At 46.9% G+C, this 20,072-nt stretch carries 21 protein-coding genes and 1 pseudogene; 14 read left to right on the top strand and 8 right to left on the bottom strand.

From position 1 onward, the window contains the following. The first annotated feature begins 72 nt into the window (after positions 1-72). The gene (locus tag HMY34_RS05360) at positions 73-501 is read left to right on the top strand and encodes a GNAT family N-acetyltransferase (RefSeq protein ID WP_202718261.1); all 429 of its coding nucleotides are present in this window, start codon (positions 73-75) and stop codon (positions 499-501) included. Here the strand turns inward: HMY34_RS05360 and HMY34_RS05355 are convergent. Next, on the bottom strand, positions 487-1,608 hold the full coding sequence (locus HMY34_RS05355) for a S1C family serine protease (RefSeq protein WP_202718260.1): 1,122 nt from the start codon (positions 1,606-1,608) through the stop codon (positions 487-489). The two genes, HMY34_RS05360 and HMY34_RS05355, sit on opposite strands and share 15 nt — an antisense overlap. Positions 1,609-1,612: 4 nt before the next feature. Continuing rightward, positions 1,613-2,551 (bottom strand): esterase-like activity of phytase family protein, encoded by a 939-nt coding sequence (locus tag HMY34_RS05350; RefSeq protein ID WP_228287984.1) that lies wholly within the window; start codon positions 2,549-2,551, stop codon positions 1,613-1,615. 211 nt (positions 2,552-2,762) lie between these two features. On the opposite strand from HMY34_RS05350, the gene HMY34_RS05345 reads away from it, so the two are divergent. From HMY34_RS05345 to nadS, 5 genes are all read left to right on the top strand, one after another. Further along, positions 2,763-3,032 carry a GlsB/YeaQ/YmgE family stress response membrane protein gene (locus HMY34_RS05345; RefSeq protein ID WP_202718259.1) on the top strand — a complete coding sequence of 90 codons (270 nt, stop codon included), beginning with the start codon at positions 2,763-2,765 and terminating at the stop codon, positions 3,030-3,032. A gap of 69 nt (positions 3,033-3,101) precedes the next feature. Then, the gene (locus tag HMY34_RS05340) at positions 3,102-4,025 is read left to right on the top strand and encodes a restriction endonuclease (protein WP_202718258.1); all 924 of its coding nucleotides are present in this window, start codon (positions 3,102-3,104) and stop codon (positions 4,023-4,025) included. A gap of 76 nt (positions 4,026-4,101) precedes the next feature. Next, positions 4,102-4,437 (top strand): type II toxin-antitoxin system RelE/ParE family toxin, encoded by a 336-nt coding sequence (locus HMY34_RS05335; RefSeq protein ID WP_202718257.1) that lies wholly within the window; start codon positions 4,102-4,104, stop codon positions 4,435-4,437. After that, the gene (locus tag HMY34_RS05330; protein WP_202718256.1) at positions 4,434-4,721 is read left to right on the top strand and encodes a helix-turn-helix domain-containing protein; all 288 of its coding nucleotides are present in this window, start codon (positions 4,434-4,436) and stop codon (positions 4,719-4,721) included. Before HMY34_RS05335 ends, HMY34_RS05330 begins: the two co-directional genes overlap by 4 nt. After that, positions 4,718-4,999, top strand: coding sequence for a NadS family protein (gene nadS / locus HMY34_RS05325; RefSeq protein ID WP_202718255.1), 282 nt, complete (start codon positions 4,718-4,720; stop codon positions 4,997-4,999). Before HMY34_RS05330 ends, nadS begins: the two co-directional genes overlap by 4 nt. Here the strand turns inward: nadS and HMY34_RS05320 are convergent. After that, positions 4,979-5,320: a helix-turn-helix domain-containing protein gene (locus HMY34_RS05320; RefSeq protein ID WP_202718254.1), complete on the bottom strand. Its 342-nt coding sequence runs from the start codon at positions 5,318-5,320 to the stop codon at positions 4,979-4,981. The genes nadS and HMY34_RS05320 overlap by 21 nt on opposite strands. 223 nt (positions 5,321-5,543) lie before the next feature. Between HMY34_RS05320 and HMY34_RS05315 the strand changes: the two genes are divergently transcribed. From HMY34_RS05315 to HMY34_RS05305, 3 genes are all read left to right on the top strand, one after another. Next, entirely contained in the window at positions 5,544-6,731 is a 1,188-nt protein-coding gene (locus HMY34_RS05315) for a hypothetical protein (RefSeq protein WP_202718253.1), read from the top strand. Between the two features lie 78 nt (positions 6,732-6,809). After that, positions 6,810-7,310, top strand: coding sequence for a helix-turn-helix domain-containing protein (locus HMY34_RS05310; RefSeq protein WP_202715414.1), 501 nt, complete (start codon positions 6,810-6,812; stop codon positions 7,308-7,310). Further along, on the top strand, positions 7,279-7,716 hold the full coding sequence (locus HMY34_RS05305) for a transposase family protein (protein WP_202715415.1): 438 nt from the start codon (positions 7,279-7,281) through the stop codon (positions 7,714-7,716). Before HMY34_RS05310 ends, HMY34_RS05305 begins: the two co-directional genes overlap by 32 nt. 303 nt (positions 7,717-8,019) lie before the next feature. Here HMY34_RS05305 and HMY34_RS05300 read toward each other — a convergent pair. After that, positions 8,020-9,321, bottom strand: a pseudogene (locus tag HMY34_RS05300) (AAA family ATPase); the annotation flags it as partial. A 17-nt stretch (positions 9,322-9,338) separates the two neighbouring features. Next, positions 9,339-10,748, bottom strand: coding sequence for an aminotransferase-like domain-containing protein (locus HMY34_RS05295; protein WP_202718252.1), 1,410 nt, complete (start codon positions 10,746-10,748; stop codon positions 9,339-9,341). 248 nt (positions 10,749-10,996) lie between these two features. On the opposite strand from HMY34_RS05295, the gene HMY34_RS05290 reads away from it, so the two are divergent. From HMY34_RS05290 to HMY34_RS05280, 3 genes are all read left to right on the top strand, one after another. Further along, positions 10,997-12,001, top strand: coding sequence for a TauD/TfdA family dioxygenase (locus HMY34_RS05290; RefSeq protein WP_202718251.1), 1,005 nt, complete (start codon positions 10,997-10,999; stop codon positions 11,999-12,001). A gap of 17 nt (positions 12,002-12,018) precedes the next feature. Then, entirely contained in the window at positions 12,019-12,915 is an 897-nt protein-coding gene (locus tag HMY34_RS05285; RefSeq protein WP_202718250.1) for an EamA family transporter, read from the top strand. 66 nt (positions 12,916-12,981) lie between these two features. After that, complete coding sequence (locus HMY34_RS05280; protein WP_202718249.1) at positions 12,982-13,755, top strand: arylamine N-acetyltransferase family protein; 774 nt, start codon at positions 12,982-12,984, stop codon at positions 13,753-13,755. A gap of 66 nt (positions 13,756-13,821) precedes the next feature. Here the strand turns inward: HMY34_RS05280 and clpB are convergent, their stop codons facing one another. Beyond that, complete coding sequence (clpB, locus tag HMY34_RS05275; RefSeq protein WP_202718248.1) at positions 13,822-16,434, bottom strand: ATP-dependent chaperone ClpB; 2,613 nt, start codon at positions 16,432-16,434, stop codon at positions 13,822-13,824. Between the two features lie 245 nt (positions 16,435-16,679). On the opposite strand from clpB, the gene HMY34_RS05270 reads away from it, so the two are divergent. Then, positions 16,680-17,474 (top strand): hypothetical protein, encoded by a 795-nt coding sequence (locus HMY34_RS05270; RefSeq protein ID WP_202718247.1) that lies wholly within the window; start codon positions 16,680-16,682, stop codon positions 17,472-17,474. Between the two features lie 41 nt (positions 17,475-17,515). Here HMY34_RS05270 and HMY34_RS05265 read toward each other — a convergent pair whose 3' ends face one another. Next, positions 17,516-17,677 (bottom strand): type II toxin-antitoxin system RelE family toxin, encoded by a 162-nt coding sequence (locus HMY34_RS05265; RefSeq protein WP_202718246.1) that lies wholly within the window; start codon positions 17,675-17,677, stop codon positions 17,516-17,518. A 23-nt stretch (positions 17,678-17,700) separates the two neighbouring features. Further along, complete coding sequence (locus tag HMY34_RS05260) at positions 17,701-18,333, bottom strand: GNAT family N-acetyltransferase (protein WP_202718245.1); 633 nt, start codon at positions 18,331-18,333, stop codon at positions 17,701-17,703. A gap of 41 nt (positions 18,334-18,374) precedes the next feature. On the opposite strand from HMY34_RS05260, the gene HMY34_RS05255 reads away from it, so the two are divergent. Further along, entirely contained in the window at positions 18,375-20,051 is a 1,677-nt protein-coding gene (locus HMY34_RS05255; RefSeq protein WP_202718244.1) for an SWIM zinc finger family protein, read from the top strand. Positions 20,052-20,072 lie beyond the last annotated feature (21 nt).

Genomic DNA, 20,072 nt, shown 5'->3' with positions numbered 1-20,072 from the left:
TGTTTCCCGTGACAGGCTAAAGCGCAGCGTTATGATCATTGGACTGTTATCTGTCTATTATTCCAATGCACCATGATAAAGATTACGCCTCATGTCGATTACGAGTTTGCCTTGCAACTTGCGCGGAGCAATATGGCTGCCTACTACCAGCAGCATGGCATTGTATGGGAAGAGCCTTACTTCGCTAAATTTTGGCAAGAATCCGAGAATTTCGGGATTTATCAGGAAGGCCAATGTGTTGGGTTTGCACGGTTGCGGAATGAGCAGGAGGTTTGCTATTTGGCTGACTTGCAAGTTAGCACTGCTTTTCAAGGCAAAGGACTCGGTGCGTATGCTTTGGGCTATGTGTTGCAATTAGCCAAGATACGGCGCAAAGCACGGATGCGTTTGGTGGTATTTGCTGATAACCCCGCACAGAGTTTGTACCAACGCTTTGGTTTTCAGGTGGTGGAGCGTGCGGGCAGCTTATGGAAAATGGAATGTGCGTTAGCGGAACAATGATAGCACCACTTCGACTTCCAGTGATTGGCGACCTTCACGCAATAAGCTGACTTTTACCTTGCTGTGGCGCGGGTAGTTATCTAGAATTTTGTTTAATTCGTTGATATTATTAACGGGTTGCCCGTCCAGCGCTTGAATGATGTCACCTAAAATCAGGTCATCTTGCGCGGTGAGTTTGGTTTCACGAATGCCTGCCAGTGCCGCCGGGGTATTCGGTTGCACTCGCAGCGCTAATACCCCATGCGTGTTTAATTTGGCGGTAATGCGTTCACTGATATTGTCATCCATCACTACCCCTAACACGGGGCGGGTGTAACGCCCATCTTTCACCAAGCGCGGTACTACCCGATTCACCACATCCACGGGGATGGCAAAACCAATCCCCGCAGAAGCACCGGATGGGCTGTAAATGGCGACATTGACGCCAATCAAACGCCCCGCACTGTCCAGCAAGGGACCGCCGGAGTTGCCGGGGTTAATGGCGGCATCGGTTTGAATCAAACCATCCATGCTACCGCCTTCTTCTGCATCAATGCTGCGACGTAATGCCGAAATAATGCCCGACGTTAGGGTGTGGTCAAGGCCAAAAGGGTTGCCAATTGCTAACACATTCTGACCAACGCGCAAGTCACTGCTGCTGCCAATTTGTACCGGCGGCGGGGCATCCGCCATATCGCGCAACCGCAAGACGGCTAAATCGTGTTCGGGGCTGGCACCAACCACATCGGCTTCAAAGACACTTTGATCGGCAAACCGAATTTTAGCGGTGTCATGGCCTTCGACCACGTGGTAATTGGTGACAATATGCCCAGCGTTATCCCAGACGAAGCCCGTTCCTGTGCCTTGCGGAATTTCACGAATATTGCGATTCCACAGGTTTAATACCCGCTCCACGGTGGTGATGTACACCACAGAAGGGCTGTTACGCTCGAAAACGGCAATCGTGGCTTGCTCATCCGCTGCCAAATCACCCCGTGCGGTAATTGCACGCGGCTGATTTCCCGACGTGGCTTGCAACCACGAAACCCAGACCGGCTGCGCCACCCACAGCAATAGCACTGCCAGCAACACCCACAAAAACAACGCCAGTGAACGGTTTCCACTCATATTCTTACTTCCCTAAGTCAAGGGTGAAGAGGGTTAGCGTAGTGGGCAAGAAATCTTCATTGCCATCATCGCCGACCATTAAATACTGATTGCCTTGAATATGGGTCAGCCCTTCGTAATTATCAACCAGCAAATGACTCGATAACACCTGCAAATCTTGCAACGTGCACGCCTGATCTTGCGCACATTGTTGGAAATCCAAATAGCGCAAGCTTACCACAAGTGGGTTGAACAGCCCTGACCATGCCCGTTCCATGACCAATAAATTGCCATCTGGCAAAGCTTCCAGCGCACTGATGCCGCTGTTTTTGGCAGGGTAGGCCGTAAACGACCAGTGCTGTCCCTTGGTGGAGTACAGAGTGTGCAAAGTGCGCGGTTCACCTTTGAGCGGCATTTCGGGGGCAGTCATGAAGCCGTAACGGGGGTGAAATGTGACGGATTCCAACGAATCATTACCGTGTTGATAAGCGTGTTTATTGTCTAATACCGCCGGTAAGCTAATGTTTTTGATGGCTTTGCCTGGTGGGGTAAACCGAATAAGGCGTGGAATGCCTTCAAACGCAATCACGAGTTGCGAGTCGCCAGCTTTGCCATTATTGGCATTCAGCAAGGTTAACCCTTCGGAATCGCGGCGACCTTTTTTGATACGCTCACCTTCTTTATCTGTCAGGTTGGCGGCATATACTGCCTTAACCGCTTTTAGGCGATTGCCTCGGATGTCGAGTGTGAAGTGAAAAATCGCGCCTTTGTCGGAAATGGCGTAGAGCAATTGCTCATCCTGATCCCACGCTAGACCCGATAGCTCGCTGATTTTGACACCATTGACCGTATGCGGTGGAATCACCAGACTGTTTTGCACTTCCAATGCGGGGGCGGCGATGACACTGGCAGCGGCGAATGTTGCCCACGCTAACAGCCCTGTAACTAATCCAACACGTTTCAAACCGGCTCCTATTCCTTGGCAGGCAAATGCAATGTAGGTCGCATCTTAATGGGTGGACTTTGTGCTGTAAACCTGTCGTTCATCCTCCGAATACTACCGCTAATAGTGCTAATAAATACAATCAGATAACGATTTTTTAAATTAACACCTATACTCTTTTATGGCAGTTGCCAAAAAATAAATTTACCACGGTTTAAAAAGGAGTGTACTGATGAGTGCGGAGATTACTCAAATTCTAATTATGTTAGGCATTGGTGCGGTCGCAGGCTGGTTAGCTGGCATCATTATGAAAGGTGCAGGTTTTGGCTTGATCGGTAATATCATTGTCGGGATTGTTGGCGCATTTATCGGCGGTTTCGTTGGAACATTCATCGAAGGCGCAGCCGGTTTTCATATCCCCGACATTTGGGGCGCAATCGTATGGGCAACTGTCGGTGCTGTTATCTTGTTATTCATCATACGTCTAATCAAACGGGCATAGTAGAAGCCCCTATGGTTATTCGTGCAAAATGCCGCTCTCGTAGCGTTATTTTTGTGGCATTATGACCACATGCCTATACCTGACTACCAAACCTTGATGCGCCCTTTGTTGCAACTCGCGGCAGATGGGCAAGAACACAAATTGCGCGATGCGACGCACATCCTTGCCGAACAATTTCAACTGAGCGAAGCCGAACGCACCGCTATTTTGCCCAGTGGCACGCAATCGGTGTTTGGCAATCGCGTAGGGTGGGCGCGTTCCTACCTCAAGCAAGCGGGCGCATTGCGTTCACCCCGACGCGGCTGTTTCGTGATTACCGCACGCGGGCAGCAATTACTCAACGCTAATCCGGTCAACATCCGTATTGCCACACTGGCAGCCTTCCCCGAATTTCAGGACTTCAAAAACCGCCGCCACTCCAGTAAAACCGAGAGCGGGCAAACCTTGGATATGGATTCCGAGGTGATTTTCGACGATACCCCCGAAGACATCCTCGCTTCCGCACACCGGTTATTGTGCCGCAACCTTGAACAAGAAGTGCTGGAAACGGTGAAAGAAGCCTCGCCGACCTTTTTTGAAAAGCTGGTGGTCGATTTGCTAATCAAGATGGGCTACGGCGGCAATCGTCAGGATGCCGGTCGTGCCATTGGTAAAAGTGGCGACGGCGGTATTGACGGCATTATCAACGAAGACCGCTTGGGCGTGGATGTCTTGTACATGCAGGCGAAACGCTGGGAAGCGACGGTGGGTCGCCCTGAAATTCAGAAATTTGCCGGGGCGTTGCAGGGACAGCGGGCAAGGAAAGGGATTTTCATGACGACCTCCAACTTTTCCCGTGAGGCTAAGGAATATGCTTGCTCGATTGAGACACGGATTATTTTGATTGACGGGGAGAAGCTTGCGGCGTTGATGGTGGAATACAATGTGGGCGTATCGGTGGTTGAGCATTATGAGGTGAAGAAGGTGGATACGGATTATTTTGAAGGTGGGTGAAACCCATCACTCCGCTGACTTGTATTTAATATCAAACTTGATATATTTCAGCAACAATGTTCAGATGAAGGATCACATGAAACAAGCTATTTTTCTGGGTGATTCGCTGGAAACCATTATCCAGTTTCCAGAGGAAGCACGCCGTGAAGCTGGTTATCAGATAGGCAAGGTGCAAAATGGACTCATGCCGAGCGACTGGAAAGCCATGCCGACGGTCGGGCAAGGTGTATACGAAATCCGTATCAAAATAGACTTACCCAAAGAGCAGTATCGGGTTTTCTACGTTGCCAAATTTGATGATGCCATTTATGTGTTACATGCTTTCCAAAAGAAAACCCAGCAAACTGCTCCGAAGGACATTGACAGGGGTAGAGACATTTACAAAGAACTGCTTAGGGAGTTGAAATCATGACATTAAAAATGCAGGTATTCGCCAATGTATGGGATGCACTCGAACCTGATCCCGTCATCCGCGCCAACCTCAAACTGCGCTCGGCTCTGATGCTGGAAATCACCAAGTGGTTTGAAGCCAGCGGCTATACCCAGAAGGACGCTGCTAACGTGTTGGGAACAACTCAGCCACGTTTGAACGATGTCCTCAAAGGCAAGATTGACCGTTGCACCATCGACAGGCTGGTGAATATGCTTGAAGCAGCGGGGCAACATGTTTCTTTCAGTTTGGCGAAAGCGGCATGATCGCCTCAAGCATCAAACAAGGCTTGGAAGAAGCCATCACTTTCGCAAAGGGCAACTGCCCACAAGCAAAAGTGCATCAGTTCTCACCTGTTGATGTGAAAAACGTCCGCGCAAAAGTTGGCATGACTCAGGTGGAATTTGCGGCAACTTTTGGTATCAGTGTCAGCACTTTGCGGCATTGGGAACGCGGGGATCGTACCCCACATGGTGCGGCGAGGGTATTGCTCCATGTGGTTGCCAAAGAACCGCAAGCGGTGTTACGGGCATTGGCTCACTGAAGCAGCATATTTGAAACGCCGCACCATCTCCAACACAGCAAGCAGTGCTTCCGCTGGCAAACCGTGTGCTTCCAGAATGATTTCCGCCAACGCATCCTCTGTACAGTAAAAGTAAGCTACCGGAACATTCAACGCAGATGCCAAATTTCTAGCCGTCTCAAACGGCGGCTCATGCGTCCCTGTCTCGTAGCGGCTAATCCGTGCGCTGCTGCACCCCTCATCCAATCCAATCAAAACACCCAAACGGTCTTGTGCCAAGCCTGCACGAATTCGCGCAGTGCGTAGGCGTTGACCAAACAGGGATTGAGGATGCTTTGACATCCTACGATATTCGTAAATAACACTTGCAGCGTCTCTACGTAATTCGTAGAATTAATAGCAAGTGACGAACGGGCTATTACTCTCATAGAAATAGCTTGACTAGCACAAAAAAATTCTTGACGCGCATAGCGCATAGCGCATAGCGCATAGCGCATAGCGCATAGCGCATAGCGCATAGCGCATAGCATATGTATTGTCTATTTAACACTCACGGGCTTCAACTATGACAAAGCAAATTTTTAGTACCTGCTTGGCTATTTCTTTGATTGCCAGCAACACTTACGTTTGCGCAGCATCAACCGATACTACCGAATTAACTGACGATCAGAGTAAAGCCGTTCTTGGCGGACTGTTACTACTCGGTGTAGCCACAACTCTCTACGGTCAAACGATCACGAGAGCTGAAGAAGCAGATAAACAACAAGCTGCCACGGTCGCGAATGTTGCCACTATATCCACTGTTACTGCTTCCGCCGCAACAAATAATGATGGGGCAAAAACACTGTCTGGAGAAGAAAATGAGACTACACCAGTAGATTCAGCAAATGGCACTATCTGGACATCTGGTACTTATTCTGATGGTCCCGCAGAAGCAGGTAAAAAATGTAAATTTGCAATGCCATTAGGTTTGTTAGGAAATGCCAACTTATTTAAGCATCCAATTGCAAAGAATGACATCATCAACTCTTATGCCAAACGTTCTTGGTGGAATTATGAGTGTGTAAATGGTTACATGGAAAGTCCTGATTTAACAATGCGCATCGAACTTCACCCAAGTTATAAACAAAAAACACACCTACCTCTTCCATCCGAGAAATATTATCCAAAATCTTTTTTGCAACCACTTGGAATTAGCTTAAGTGGAAAAATGGAAAAAGGAATGTATACGGGAGATGTTGAAATATCGTTTCTTGATACTTTAGAATCAGGAAGTATACCTGAAATAAGGCGTGTACCTAAAGAAAATCTAAGTTACTTATTAAATGAAAATTATAAGATAATTTCTGATAATTCGGATTATTTTGACTTAAAAGCTTATGCCGATGGAAAAAATAATTATTTTCTCGACAGAGGCAAGTATGTAGAAGACGGTTTGGGAACATCTAATCCAGCCAGAGATTATTTTAACATAGACACTAAACTGCAAAGTGGCAAGTCAGAAAAATTCAACATAAATGACCCAGAGTTTTTTGGAAAAACAATTACATCAAACATGGAAAAAGAGATCCAAGATGTTAATTTGCTTTATTCTGTCAAGCCAAAAAATCTAGCCACTGTAAAAGGCAAGAAGTATAAAATCACTCTGGTTTTTGACATGAAACTTGAATATGCCTTAACATCCAACATGAAAGTTATAGGAATAAATCCAGTTACATTAGACATTATTCCAAAATCTCGCACTTGTCCCTAGTCAACAAATCATGTGAAAAATCAACGGGAATGCGCTACAACCTATGATCATCATTTTCACCAAGGGAACGGAACACCCATGACAGAGTACAGCTACCATGCGCTCAAAGGCAAGAGCAAAACCTTCCGCGCCATGACAGGCATAGATCTGGGTGAATTCACCAAACTGTTGCCCCATTTTCAACGGGCATACACGGCGCAGTTGATTGTTGATGGTCATGAGAGTGAAACGAAGCGAGGTCGCCCCGGCAACCTGACAACGATCGAAGATAAGTTGTTCTTTATTCTGTATTATTTGAAGACTTACCCACTGCAAGAAGTGTTGGGCTACTCCTTCAATATGTCCCAAGGGTTAGCCAATCGGTGGATACATCGCCTGTGTCCCGTTTTGCAGTCGAGCTTAAAAAGCATGGGACATTCCCCGGCCAGACTCCCCGAAGAGGTATTGGAACGCCTTTCGCATGAAATGCCGCAAGCGCTGGGCTTGGATGCGACAGAACGCCGTATCCAACGTCCGACTGACTTTGGGGTTCAGGAGGAATACTACAGTGGAAAAAAAATTCCATTCGGTGAAGAATAACATAATAGCAGGCTTAGAAGATCGTGAAATCAAATACTTGGGAGAAACACGACGCGGCAAAGACCATGACAAACGTATCGCGGATGAGGAAGGCGTGAAAGTGCCAGAAGGGTATGAGATTTACCGGGATTTGGGCTATCTGGGGCATAATTCGGGTGACGGGGCAGTTGTCCACCAACCCAAGAAAAAGCCACGAGGTAAACCCTTGAGTGATAAGGATAAAGCGCATAATCGTGCCATTTCTAGCATTCGGGTGGTCATTGAACATGTGAACAGCGGTATCAAACGGTGTCGGTGCGTCAAAGATATTTTCCGCAACTACGTGGAAGATTTTGATGATTTAGTGATGGAAATCGCTTGTGGTTTGCACAATTTACGCACTGCCATGCGAATCAAAAACTACTAAATTCATTTAACCATCAATAAGTTGAGATTTTGGAATAATGTCTACTATTCAGCGGACAGCAAAGCAGCAGAAATTCGCAAGACAAAAGCAAAGTTAGCAGAACTTAAAGCGAGAATTAAAACTCAAGCCAAAACAAGAGCAAAACTTGCCAAACTTAAAGCTAAAGCCCCCAAACGGGTCAAAGCAAAGGCAAAAATAATTCACAAAACAATGACTAACTAAACTCAGAAAATATAGCTTAAAGACAAGCAAAATAATGGAACGCCGCTTAATGCGGCGTTCTTTTTGTTGGATAAATGGAATTTATGTTGCTTCCACCAACGCCGTAAACGTCAGCCTGCCCTCTTCCACCCCCACCGCAATCGTATCCCCCGGCATAAACTTGCCACCAAGAATCTGCTGTGCCAGCGGATTTTCGACCTGCTGCTGAATTGCCCGCTTCAACGGACGTGCCCCGTACACCGGGTCAAATCCCGCTTCCGCCAGCAAATCCAGTGCCGCATCGGTAATCTGAATCCCCAAATCCCGCGCTGCCAACCGCTTACGCAAGTTGTTGAGCTGAATATCCGCAATCTTGCGAATCTCTGCCTGATCCAGCGGATGGAATACCACCGTTTCGTCGATGCGGTTGATGAATTCAGGGCGGAAATGCGTGCCGACCACCTCCATCACCGCTGCTTTCATGCGCTCATAGTTGGCTTCGCCCGCCATCTCTTGAATCAAGTGCGAACCGAGGTTGGAGGTCATGATGATGACCGTGTTGCGGAAATCCACCGTGCGCCCTTGCCCGTCGGTCAAACGCCCGTCGTCCAGCACTTGCAGCAGCACGTTGAATACGTCGGGGTGGGCTTTTTCCACCTCGTCCAGCAGGATCACGGAGTACGGGCGGCGGCGCACCGCTTCGGTCAAATAGCCGCCTTCTTCGTAGCCGACGTAGCCCGGAGGCGCACCGATCAGGCGAGCGACGGAATGCTTTTCCATGAATTCGGACATATCAATGCGCACCATCGCATCGTCGGTGTCGAACAGGAACGTCGCCAATGCCTTGGTGAGTTCGGTTTTACCCACGCCCGTCGGACCCAAGAACAGGAACGAACCGCTGGGGCGATTGGGGTCGGAAAGCCCGGCCCGCGCACGGCGGATGGCGTTGGAAACCGCGACCACCGCTTCGGTTTGCCCAATCACGCGCTTGGCAAGCACCTCTTCCATTTTCAGCAGCTTGTCCTTTTCGCCTTCGAGCATTTTGCTGACCGGGATGCCTGTCCAGCGTGACACGATGTCGGCAATTTCGTCTTCCGTCACCTTGGTTTTCAGCAACTTAGGCACTTTAGATTCGGTGTGGGCGGCGGCATCGTCAGCTTGCGCCAACTGGCTTTCGAGTTCGGGGATACGCCCGTATTGCAGTTCCGCCATGCGTTGCAAGTTACCTGCGCGGCGGGCGGTGTCGAATTCGAGCCGCGCTTGATCGAGAGCTTCCTTGATGTGGGAAGTGCCTTGCACGTCGGCTTTTTCACTTTTCCAGATTTCTTCCAGATCGGCGGATTCGATTTCCAGACGGTCGATTTCAGCCTGCAAGTCGGCAAGGCGCTTTTTGGAAGCGTCGTTATGCATTGGAAAATAATTCAGATTGCCTTTCCCAACAAAATTAATGATTTTTCCAATTCTGCTGACCACGATTTAGCACAGTTCAAGCGAATACAATTACGATACTTTTGTGTTGCGGAAAATATTTGTCCGGGGGCAATACTTATATTATGCTTCAACATATGATGACTAAGTTGCAAAGTATCAATATCCTCTGATAGCTCCACCCAAAGAACGAATCCTCCTTGAGGTTGCGATACTCGTGTCCCAGCCGGAAAATATTTACTGATGGCATGGGTGAATAGACTAATTTGTCTTGAATATCGTATTTGCACTTGTCTCAAATGGCGATCATATCCATTTTGCGTTAAGAAATCCACAACCATTAATTGAGGAATACTTGGCGTAGCAAGATTGTTTACATATTTCAAATATTCAGCTTTTTTAAAATAACGATGTGGCAATACCATCCATCCTACCCGCAAACCTTGAGAGATGGTTTTCGAAAATGAAGAACAATAAATTACATTGCCATCATTTCTTTCAGAAAAACTGAATAAACTACATGGGCGTTTACCACTAAACCCAAGATCACCATAAATATCATCCTCAATCAATAATAATCCATGACGATGAGCTAGTGCTATCAATTGCTGTTTCTTATTGTCAGGCATTAAACTACCTAGCGGATTGCTGAAATTAGGTGTTAGCACACAAGCCTTCACAGGCCATTGCTCCAATGCCAATTCAAGAGCTGCGAGACTAAGACCTTCTTGTGGATCAGTAGGGATTTCCAACGCTTTCATCCCCATAGCCTCAATTACTTGTAATATACCGTAAAAGGTTGGCGATTCGATGGCAATAATGTCTCCCGATTTAGCCACAGTTTGAAGTGCCAACATTAATGATTCTTGGCAACCATTAGTGATAAGCACCTCATCTGGCTCAACAGTAGCTCCCGTAAGATACATACGACGGGCTATCTGCCCCCTTAACTCCGGTATCCCTGTTGGGAAAGCATAATTGGCATTCAATTGTTCATAACGACGAACAATTTTGCTAAGACTGCCTTGCAATGCACGTATCGGCATGAAGGAAATATCCGGCACTGCCGCACCTAAACGCACGAAATCTGACTTGTTAGCAAGATGAGTAAGTTGTAACACCAATTCTTGGCCACTGACAAAAGCAGGTTTCAATTCCGGCTTTGAAGGTAGCGGTAATTCCAGCTTCAGCCACGGATTCGTGCAAACGTAGTAACCTGAACGTGGTCGAGCCTCAAGCAGACCACGGCTCTCCAGTTGTTGCTGGGCTTGCACAATTGTCGAAACGCTAACTCCAAACTGCTGACTAAGACAGCGCACACCCGGCAAGCGCGAACCAGGCAAAAACATACCATTATTGATATGGTCATTGATTTTATTAGCAATATCTTGATAGAGCGTCATGTGCAATACAGTTTTAAGTTATAAATGGCAGTACAGATTACAATTTTAGCAAACTGTACCTGTAAGTTAAATATTTTCTGTCACTGTATTGATAAATTAACAACTGATAAATTATTACCTGCATAGCACTCATGGTTGAGTCATGCAAAAGCGCAAGAAGCGCAGTTATTAAGAGTCTTGATTTAGTTGTCCTCTCATACTCGTTGATCTTTTAATTTACACCAATCAAACATGGATGAAAAATATTAATGATTCAGGAAATACACATTAGTCATAAAGAAAAACTCAGCATCACAAACCACTTAAAATCGATGTCATCAAGATTCAATACCGACGAACATGATTTATATGAAATTTTTTCAGAAATAGGAAGTTCAATACTTCAGTCATCTCTAAGCAAGAACAATTCTGATACTATTAAGTCATTGGCAAGTAATATTTATAATGCTCCGGCATTTATTATCAGGGGAATGCCATTACCACTAGAGCTTCCCACCACTCCAACAAAGAATGGACATATTAACGATAGACTTATCTATCAACCTCTTGCTTTATTATTTGGCTTGTATTCTATGTGCAATGTTCATCCCGTTGCTTATTCTGGTGAAAACAAAGACAGAATAATTAGGCATGTCATTCCAAATGAACAATCCAAAGATGAAGTCAGTTCCCATGGATCGGAATTTGAATTTGGAATGCACGTTGACAATCCTCATTTACCATTGGATTGTGAAAACGTAGTGAATATTTCAGGCCGCCCTCAGTTTTTGGCTTTGCATTGTTTAAAAACAGATACAAGTGTCCCGACTGAACTAATTTTTTTAGATGATATATTAGAAAATATGCCGAAATTTATCATTGATGGACTTAAAAAACAAAACTATCGCATATTAAAGCCAGATTCCTTTGGAGAGAATCAAGAGTACATTGAATCATTAAGCATTTTAGGGAAATCAACTGATGGATACATGCTGAACCGATTTGATAGTAAATTTGCTACCGCCCAAACTAAAGAAGCAACATTCTGCCTTAATGTATTTTTCAATGAAATAAAAAAAGCAACTTCAAATAAAATCATCCTTACACCCGGAGATATTTTAATATTGCACAACCAGAGAACATTACACGCAAGAGGAGCATTCAAAGCAAGATTTGATGGTTCGGATCGTTGGCTACTAAGACTTTACGGCACTAAGCAAATAAATAGACATATTCTCATCGAGAATAAACCAAAATACCTTGGCAAAGCATAAACATAAAGGATGCAATCATGAAAAAATCTGATTTTTTACTAGGATTATTAGTTGCGGTAATATGGGGAGCGAATTTTTCCGTCATAAAACTAGGATTAAACACATTAGACCCATTCTTGTTAACGGCATTTCGTTTTTTATTTTGTGCGTTCCCTTTGATTTTCTTTGTAAAAAGACCAATCATTCCATTACCAATCGTTGCTTTATATGGAATTTTATTCGGTGTTGGTCTCTGGGGAATTGTGAATCTGAGTATAGTTAGTGGTCTTTCTGCTGGAATAGCTTCTCTTCTTTTACAATTTACAGCTTTTATTACAATAATAATGAGCTTTTTCTTTTTCAAAGAGAATATATCAAAAATTCAGTATACGGGAATGGCTATAGCTTTTGCTGGACTGATTTTTATTACTTCATTAACCGATGGCAATATATCAAGTATTGGTGTTGCTTTGGTTTTATGTGCGGCATTTGCGTGGGGCTTCTGTAATATGCTTTTGAAGAAGTATAAACCAAACGATATGCTCTCCTTTGTGATTTGGTCTGGATTTTTCGCTACAATTCCTTTATTTGTAATTACTTTTATTATCAAAGGCGATCTTCCATTTATAATGCTACCACAAAGCCTCAATTCAACTGCCATATTTTCCATTGGATTTCAATCTTATATTACAACAATATTTGGGTATTGGATATGGAATAACTTAATAAAAAAATATCCCGCAACTAGTGTAGCTCCTTTATCGCTTTTTGTTCCTATTTCTGGATTAGCAACATCATCCATCATTTTTAATGAAGTTGTATCAATAGAAAAAATGGCGGCGGCAACTATAATTCTTATTGGAATATCCATTGTGCTATTTTCCAAAAGAATCGAATCATTGCAACTTTTTAAGCAATTAGCTACTAAAATATAGTATATTAGCCAGTGATGGATATATGATCTCAGTATATTAAAAAGTAATACTTTAAGGAAAAGCATCATGAAATCAAATATTTTTAGCCTATCAGCATATTTAAAGCGAATTGAAGCTGTACCACATGAGAAAGGATGCGAAATTAATATAGATTACATCAAATACTTAATGCGTCGCCAATTATTTACAATCCCTTTTGAAAACATAGATGTACAACAAGGGAAAATAGTATCTCTTAACCCAGATGATATTTTTAAAAAAATCATTGAAAATAAAAGAGGCGGGTATTGCTATGAATTAAATGGATTATTTGCAATGGCCTTACAAGCGTTAGGCATACATTATCAATTCGTGGCTGCACGCCCAATGTTTTATCCAGTTTTACGTCCAAAAACACATATGGCTCTAGTAATAAATCTTTCTGGAGAATATTGGCTTTGTGATTTAGGATTTGGTAGTTATGGAATTCGTGAGCCAGTATCATTGCAACAATTAAGCGACCCCATTAATCAGGATTTTGACCACTTCATGCTTACACAAGATAACTCAGGAGAATATCTTTTGCAGGCATTGATAGATAACGAATGGACAAATCAATACGCCTTTAATTTGTCACCGCACTTGTGGATAGATTTTTCTCCTGCGAATTACCTAAATTCAACGCACCCAGAAGCAATTTTCGTCCAAAAATTATTACTCATTAAGCACAGCGAAGCTGAACGTATAACGCTGCTAGGCAACACACTCAAAATCACTGACAGCACTGGAGTACATATAAAAGAAATTCAGCCTAATGAACAGAAACATATCGTTTCCAAATACTTTCAGTTGGAAATATAAACCTTTCTCCGTAATGCGATACCGCCCGATAATGGGCGGCATCTTTATTTCCCAAAAGAATTAGATTTATACTGTTTCGTCAGCCTCCACCAACGCCATAAACGTCAGCCTGCCCTCTTCCACCCCCACCGCAATCGTATCCCCCGGCATAAACTTGCCGCCAAGGATTTGCTGCGCCAGCGGATTCTCAACCTGCTGCTGGATCGCCCGCTTCAACGGACGCGCCCCGTACACCGGGTCAAATCCCGCTTCTGCCAGCAAATCCAACGCCGCATCGGTAATCTGAATCCCCAAATCCCGCGCCGCCAACCGCTTACGAAGGTTATTAAGCTGAATATCCGCAATCTGGCGAATCTCTGCCTGATCCAGCGGATGGAATACCACCGTTTCGTCAATCCGGTTGATGAATTCAGGGCGGAAATGCGTACCGACGACTTCCATCACCGCTGCTTTCATGCGCTCGTAGTTGGCTTCGCCCGCCATTTCCTGAATCAGGTGCGAGCCGAGGTTGGAGGTCATGATGATCACAGTGTTGCGGAAATCCACGGTGCGACCTTGCCCGTCGGTCAAACGCCCATCATCCAGCACTTGCAGCAGCACGTTGAATACGTCGGGGTGGGCTTTTTCCACCTCGTCCAACAGGATCACGGAATACGGACGGCGGCGCACCGCTTCGGTCAAATAGCCACCTTCTTCATAGCCGACGTAACCCGGAGGCGCACCGATCAGGCGGGCGACGGAATGCTTTTCCATGAATTCGGACATATCAATCCGCACCATCGCGTCGTCGGTGTCGAACAGGAAGGTCGCCAACGCCTTGGTGAGTTCGGTTTTACCCACACCGGTCGGCCCCAAGAACAGGAACGAACCGCTGGGGCGATTAGGGTCGGAAAGCCCGGCACGCGCACGGCGGATGGCGTTGGAAACCGCGACCACCGCTTCGGTTTGCCCAATCACGCGCTTAGCAAGCACCTCTTCCATTTTCAGTAGCTTGTCCTTTTCGCCTTCGAGCATTTTGCTGACCGGGATGCCTGTCCAGCGTGACACGATGTCGGCAATTTCGTCTTCCGTCACCTTGGTTTTCAGCAACTTGGGTGCTTTGGATTCGGTGTGGGCGGCGGCATCGTCGGCTTGTGCCAACTGGCTTTCGAGTTCGGGGATGCGCCCGTATTGCAGTTCCGCCATGCGTTGCAAATTGCCTGCACGTCGGGCGGTTTCAAATTCGAGCCGCGCTTGGTCGAGGGCTTCCTTGATGTGGGAAGTGCCTTGCACGTCGGCTTTTTCGCTTTTCCAGATTTCTTCCAAATCGGCGGATTCGATTTCCAGACGGTCGATTTCAGCCTGCAAGTCGGCAAGACGCTTTTTGGAAGCGTCGTCGGATTCCTTTTTCAAGGCTTCGCGCTCAATCTTGAGCTGGATCAGGCGGCGGTCGAGCTTGTCGATTACTTCCGGCTTGGAGTCGATTTCGACGCGGATGCGGGATGCGGCTTCGTCAATCAAGTCGATGGCTTTGTCCGGCAACTGGCGGTCGGTGATGTAACGGTGTGACAGCGTGGCGGCTGCGACCAGCGCGGGGTCGGTGATTTCCACGCCGTGATGCACTTCGTATTTTTCCTGCAAGCCGCGCAGGATGGCGATGGTGTCTTCTACGGTTGGTTCATCGACCAGCACTTTCTGGAAGCGGCGTTCGAGTGCGGCATCTTTTTCGATGTATTGGCGGTATTCGTCGAGCGTGGTTGCGCCGAGGCAGTGCAATTCGCCGCGAGCAAGGGCGGGCTTGAGCATGTTGCCAGCGTCCATCGCGCCGTCGGCTTTGCCTGCGCCGACCATCGTGTGTAATTCGTCGATGAACAGGATGATATTGCCGTTGGCTTTGGCGATGTCGTTGAGCACGGCTTTGAGGCGTTCTTCAAAGTCACCCCGGTATTTTGTGCCTGCGAGCAATGCGCCAAGGTCGAGCGAGAGCAGGCGTTTGCCTTTCATGCCTTCGGAGACTTCGCCGTTGACGATGCGTTGCGCCAAGCCTTCGACCAGTGCGGTTTTACCCACGCCGGGTTCGCCGATCAGCACCGGGTTATTTTTGGTGCGGCGTTGCAGGATTTGCACCATGCGGCGGATTTCTTCGTCACGCCCGATGATCGGGTCGATCTTGCCCTGTTCGGCACGTTCGGTGAGGTCGATGGTGTATTTGTCGAGGGCTTGGCGTTGGTCTTCGGCGTTGGGGTCGTTGACGGTTTGACCGCCACGCATCCCTTCGATGGCTTTTTCCACCGCGCCTTTGGTCGCGCCGCATTCACGCAGAAGATTGCCGAGCGTGCCTTTGTCTTCCAGTCCGGCGAGGATGAAGAGTTCGGAGGAAATGTATTGGTCTTTGCGTTGCTGGGCAATTTTGTCGGTAACGTTCAGCAGTTTGCTGAGGTCGTTGGATACGTGGACGCTGCCTGCATCGCCGCCGGAGACGGATGACATCCGGTCGAGGGCTTCGCCGAGTTTGGAGCGCAATTGGTTGGCATTGACATCGGCTTTGGTGAGCAAACCGCGTGTCGAACCGCCTTCTTGATCGAGCAGTGCGATCATTAAGTGGGCGGGTTCGATGAATTGGTGATCACGCCCTAACGCGAGCGATTGCGCGTCTTGCAGGGCGAGTTGGAACTTGCTGGTGAGTTTGTCCATTCTCATGTGGGCTACCTATTGATTTGGGTTGGACGCGAATGCGTCGGATGGGACAAATCTTGGGTGGGAAGTGAGGGAATTCAAGGTGGGGTTGTGGATAAGTTTGATGTGCATCAAGAAAATTGAATGCACCACAAACTAACCGCTCATCATAATTCAATTGACTTCCATAAAAAAAGTTGACGCGCATAGCGCATAGCGCATAGCGCATAGCATACGCATTGTCTATTTAACACTCACGGGCTTCAACTATGACAAAGCAAATTCTTAGCACCTGCTTGGCTATCTCTTTGATTGCCAGCAATACTTACGTTTCCGCAGCAACGATTACTGGTGACTCATCATCTAGCACGACTGAAATGTCTGATAAAGAGGCGGGAGCAGCACTCGGCGGTTTAGCGCTAATCCTTCTGGCAACGAGCCTTTATGGTCAATCTGTTACCAAATCAAACGAAGCTGCCGATGCACAGGCAACCAAAACCTTGGAACTCAAACCGGGGTACACTTATCTTTGGTCGAATGGCAGCAACGACACTTCACCTGTCATCGAATACGTTGAAAGCTGCACCCCAGCAAAGCAATACAGCGTAACCAGTAAGCTCGTGAATGGCACGGCTGAAGTAGAAGATGGCAATGTCAGCATGAAAAGCGAAAATTGCAACAAAACCTACGATTCCAGAAAAAAATCCATGAGCGAGCAAGCTGGCGATCCTTGGAGCTTGAAAACACGCCACGCACAAGCGGAAGCCAAGAAAAAAGTGGATGAAGCTCACGAGGCAGCAGAATCTAGAGTGCGAGAAGCAAGAGAAACGCAGGCTCAAAACCAACGAAAGGCAGCAGCAGTGGCAAAAGGATGCTCAGGACTATATGTTAATAAAGTTGTCAAAACTGGGAGTGCTGGGGGATTCGCTAAAATGATAGGTTTAACGCATGAATATGTCATCATCGGTATAGACAATGCCAGCAAAAGCGTTACCCTAAAAAACACCTATGATGGCAGTATGCTTAACACAGTGTGTGCAGATATTCAGTACAATGCATTTTAGTTGATGGCATGAAAGAAAATCGGGGTTCGTCCCCGATTTTTCTATTCATCTAATCGTTGCAACGCTGCTTGATACACCGCATTCCGCTCCCGCTTGCCGACAGCAATCACCGTAATGGTCACGATATTGTCGTCCACGTGGTAAACAGGGCGATAACCCAACTGCCGCAATTTGATCTTGTAAATGTTCGGCGCACCACTCATGAAGGCACATGCGGTTCTTCAGCTCATAGCTCATCTAACGTCACCTTGATGCTGGGTTCATGTTCACGTTCGCGGACTTTGGCAAGCAATTCCAGATTATCAAGTTGTGCCAACCAAAATTCCCGTTCCGCCTTCAGCGCACCCAATCCATCAACTAGCCCCAGCTTGTCACGCCGCCAAACTTCGTTCCGATACCAAGCATATTTCAAGCGGATATACATCTGGTCATAAACATCCACAAAACCAAACAGATGATGCCAATGACGACTACTTTCGTTACAAATGTGGTAAGCACTGCTCAATGTCTCGACACCCATCGCAGCAAGATGATTGACCGCCATAGCAACCATGCAGGTAGCAATTTTCTGACGTTGATAAGCAGGCACAACACACAACAAATCCAAGCATACCTCCCCAGCTTCGTCTGTCAGCAATAACGCCAGCCCAATAATGCTACCATCCCGAGCCAATGCCATCACGGAAGCAGGATGTGGTACACCACGCTTCCCTGCAAAATAACCGCTAATACTGCGGGCAGCGAACTCCCGAATATGGCTCTCATTCCAGTCAAAAAACTCAACCGTATCGTGAAAAGCGTCAAAGAAGGTTTCAGCCATTTCCGGCTGGCGGTTGGTGTTGCATAGGGCTGACTTCAAAAATCCAAATAGGTATACTCTACTTCTTTTAGCCAAAAATGATGAATCTGGATAATTTCGAGCAACACATTAATGCCGTCATCATGCAGCGCGGCAGAGGCTACACGCAACGCGTCCATAATCTGGAAGAAACCGAACCCGAATTCTGGCAAGCCGAGGTAAACGGGACGCGCGCCTACGACGTAGAAATCCAACTGGATGGCAAAGAAATCAGCGAGTGGTCATGCACCTGCCCTTATGATGGTGACATCTGCAAGCACGTCGCCGCCAGCTTGCTCAATATCCGCCAACAACTGCGGGTAAAACCAACGTCCCCAGCGCAACCAACCAAACGCCAACAACTGGATCAGGTACTGAACACCCTCAAACGGGAAGACTTAGCCGCCTATATCCGCCAACTGCTGCACGACGACCGTAAAATGTTGGATAAATTCTTGCTGCGTTTCCAAGTTGTTACCCCCACTACAGAAGCGCCCAGCAAACAATACCAGCAATTGTTTGATAAAATCGCCCGCCAATATTCCAGCTATGATTATATCGACGAAGACGATGCCAGTGCGTTCGCAGATGAAGTGCAGGAACTGCTGGACACATTATCAGCCTCTAATCTTGCTTCTGCTGCCAAGGTAGAAATCTGCTTCACCATTGCCCAAGGCATCGCGGGTATTGCAAACAACGTTGACGATTCCAACGGCGAACTTAACAGCCTGATGTACAGCATCAAGGATGAACTCGCCACCGCCTATCCACAACTTCCCACCTCTGAACAAGCCACCTTGTTCAAACGCGTACTTGCCACCCAATTTGACTCCCGCTACAGCGAATACGGGCTAGAAGATACCTTTACCGAACTGCTGGAAGAATGGGCGCAACATAGCCAAACCGATCAGAACACTTACCTACAAGCGCTCGACAAACACATACAATCCCGCCCCAATGATTGGCAGCGAGATGCCTTATTGCGTCAAAAACTAGAGCTGCTCAAAACGTGGAACAGGCTGGACGACATGGAAGCGGTTGCGACCACACACATGGAAATCCCTGATTTCCGCGACACCTTCATACAGAAAGCTATCGACGCTAAAGACTACGACAAAGCCCGCAGCCTGTTGCAAGACGGTATTCACTTAGCAGAACAACAAAAAAATGCAGGGACAATTAGCCGATGGCGCAAGCGCTCGTTAGAAATCGCCTATTTGCAGAACGATATACCCGCCATTCGCACCGAACTGGAACATTTGTATCAAACATCCCATTACTCACTGGAGCATTACCGCGAACTCAAAGCGACCTATCCAGCGGAAGAATGGGTAAATGCGCGGCAACGGCTGTATGGGCTGATTCCTGTTCCACGCGGTTACGATTCCGCTAGAGCCATGTTATTGCAGGAAGAAAATGATATTCCCGCCCTCTATGAACTCATCAAACAGCCCACGATACCCGGTCAAAGCGCATCCCTTTTCAAACGCTACGCACCCTTGTTAGCGATAGCATTTCCACACGAGGTTAAAGCAACCTACGCCAGCCAGATTTGTGATTACCTGCGCGACAACACGGGGAGAGCGGTCTACGAGCGAGTCATTGACGAATTGAATGTGCTTGCCAAAATGCCCGATGGCGCAAACATGGCGCATAATTTGGTCAAGGATTTTTGTAACCGTTACAAATCACGCAAAGCGATGGTGGAGATGTTGATAGCAGCGTTTGGGAAGGGATAACGATCCCCCTCCCAATAAAAC

The sequence above is a fragment of the Thiothrix subterranea genome, from assembly GCF_016772315.1.
In the GTDB taxonomy this organism is placed as follows: Bacteria; Pseudomonadota; Gammaproteobacteria; order Thiotrichales; family Thiotrichaceae; genus Thiothrix; species Thiothrix subterranea.
Note: the sequence above shows the minus strand (reverse complement) of the source record. Positions and strands in the feature narration are given on the sequence as shown.

What these genes read in the sequence shown, in the direction of transcription:
- HMY34_RS05345 (WP_202718259.1), top strand. Translation starts at nt 2,763, where the DNA reads ATGAGTGCGGAGATTACTCAAATTCTAATTATGTTAGGCATTGGTGCG.
- HMY34_RS05295 (WP_202718252.1), bottom strand. Translation starts at nt 10,748, where the DNA reads ATGACGCTCTATCAAGATATTGCTAATAAAATCAATGACCATATCAAT.
- HMY34_RS05320 (WP_202718254.1), bottom strand. Translation starts at nt 5,320, where the DNA reads ATGTCAAAGCATCCTCAATCCCTGTTTGGTCAACGCCTACGCACTGCG.
- HMY34_RS05335 (WP_202718257.1), top strand. Translation starts at nt 4,102, where the DNA reads ATGAAACAAGCTATTTTTCTGGGTGATTCGCTGGAAACCATTATCCAG.
- HMY34_RS05330 (WP_202718256.1), top strand. Translation starts at nt 4,434, where the DNA reads ATGACATTAAAAATGCAGGTATTCGCCAATGTATGGGATGCACTCGAA.
- HMY34_RS05315 (WP_202718253.1), top strand. Translation starts at nt 5,544, where the DNA reads ATGACAAAGCAAATTTTTAGTACCTGCTTGGCTATTTCTTTGATTGCC.
- clpB (WP_202718248.1), bottom strand. Translation starts at nt 16,434, where the DNA reads ATGAGAATGGACAAACTCACCAGCAAGTTCCAACTCGCCCTGCAAGAC.
- HMY34_RS05280 (WP_202718249.1), top strand. Translation starts at nt 12,982, where the DNA reads ATGAAATCAAATATTTTTAGCCTATCAGCATATTTAAAGCGAATTGAA.
- nadS (WP_202718255.1), top strand. Translation starts at nt 4,718, where the DNA reads ATGATCGCCTCAAGCATCAAACAAGGCTTGGAAGAAGCCATCACTTTC.
- HMY34_RS05265 (WP_202718246.1), bottom strand. Translation starts at nt 17,677, where the DNA reads ATGAGTGGTGCGCCGAACATTTACAAGATCAAATTGCGGCAGTTGGGT.
- HMY34_RS05355 (WP_202718260.1), bottom strand. Translation starts at nt 1,608, where the DNA reads ATGAGTGGAAACCGTTCACTGGCGTTGTTTTTGTGGGTGTTGCTGGCA.
- HMY34_RS05270 (WP_202718247.1), top strand. Translation starts at nt 16,680, where the DNA reads ATGACAAAGCAAATTCTTAGCACCTGCTTGGCTATCTCTTTGATTGCC.
- HMY34_RS05310 (WP_202715414.1), top strand. Translation starts at nt 6,810, where the DNA reads ATGACAGAGTACAGCTACCATGCGCTCAAAGGCAAGAGCAAAACCTTC.
- HMY34_RS05340 (WP_202718258.1), top strand. Translation starts at nt 3,102, where the DNA reads ATGCCTATACCTGACTACCAAACCTTGATGCGCCCTTTGTTGCAACTC.
- HMY34_RS05285 (WP_202718250.1), top strand. Translation starts at nt 12,019, where the DNA reads ATGAAAAAATCTGATTTTTTACTAGGATTATTAGTTGCGGTAATATGG.
- HMY34_RS05255 (WP_202718244.1), top strand. Translation starts at nt 18,375, where the DNA reads ATGAATCTGGATAATTTCGAGCAACACATTAATGCCGTCATCATGCAG.
- HMY34_RS05360 (WP_202718261.1), top strand. Translation starts at nt 73, where the DNA reads ATGATAAAGATTACGCCTCATGTCGATTACGAGTTTGCCTTGCAACTT.
- HMY34_RS05290 (WP_202718251.1), top strand. Translation starts at nt 10,997, where the DNA reads ATGATTCAGGAAATACACATTAGTCATAAAGAAAAACTCAGCATCACA.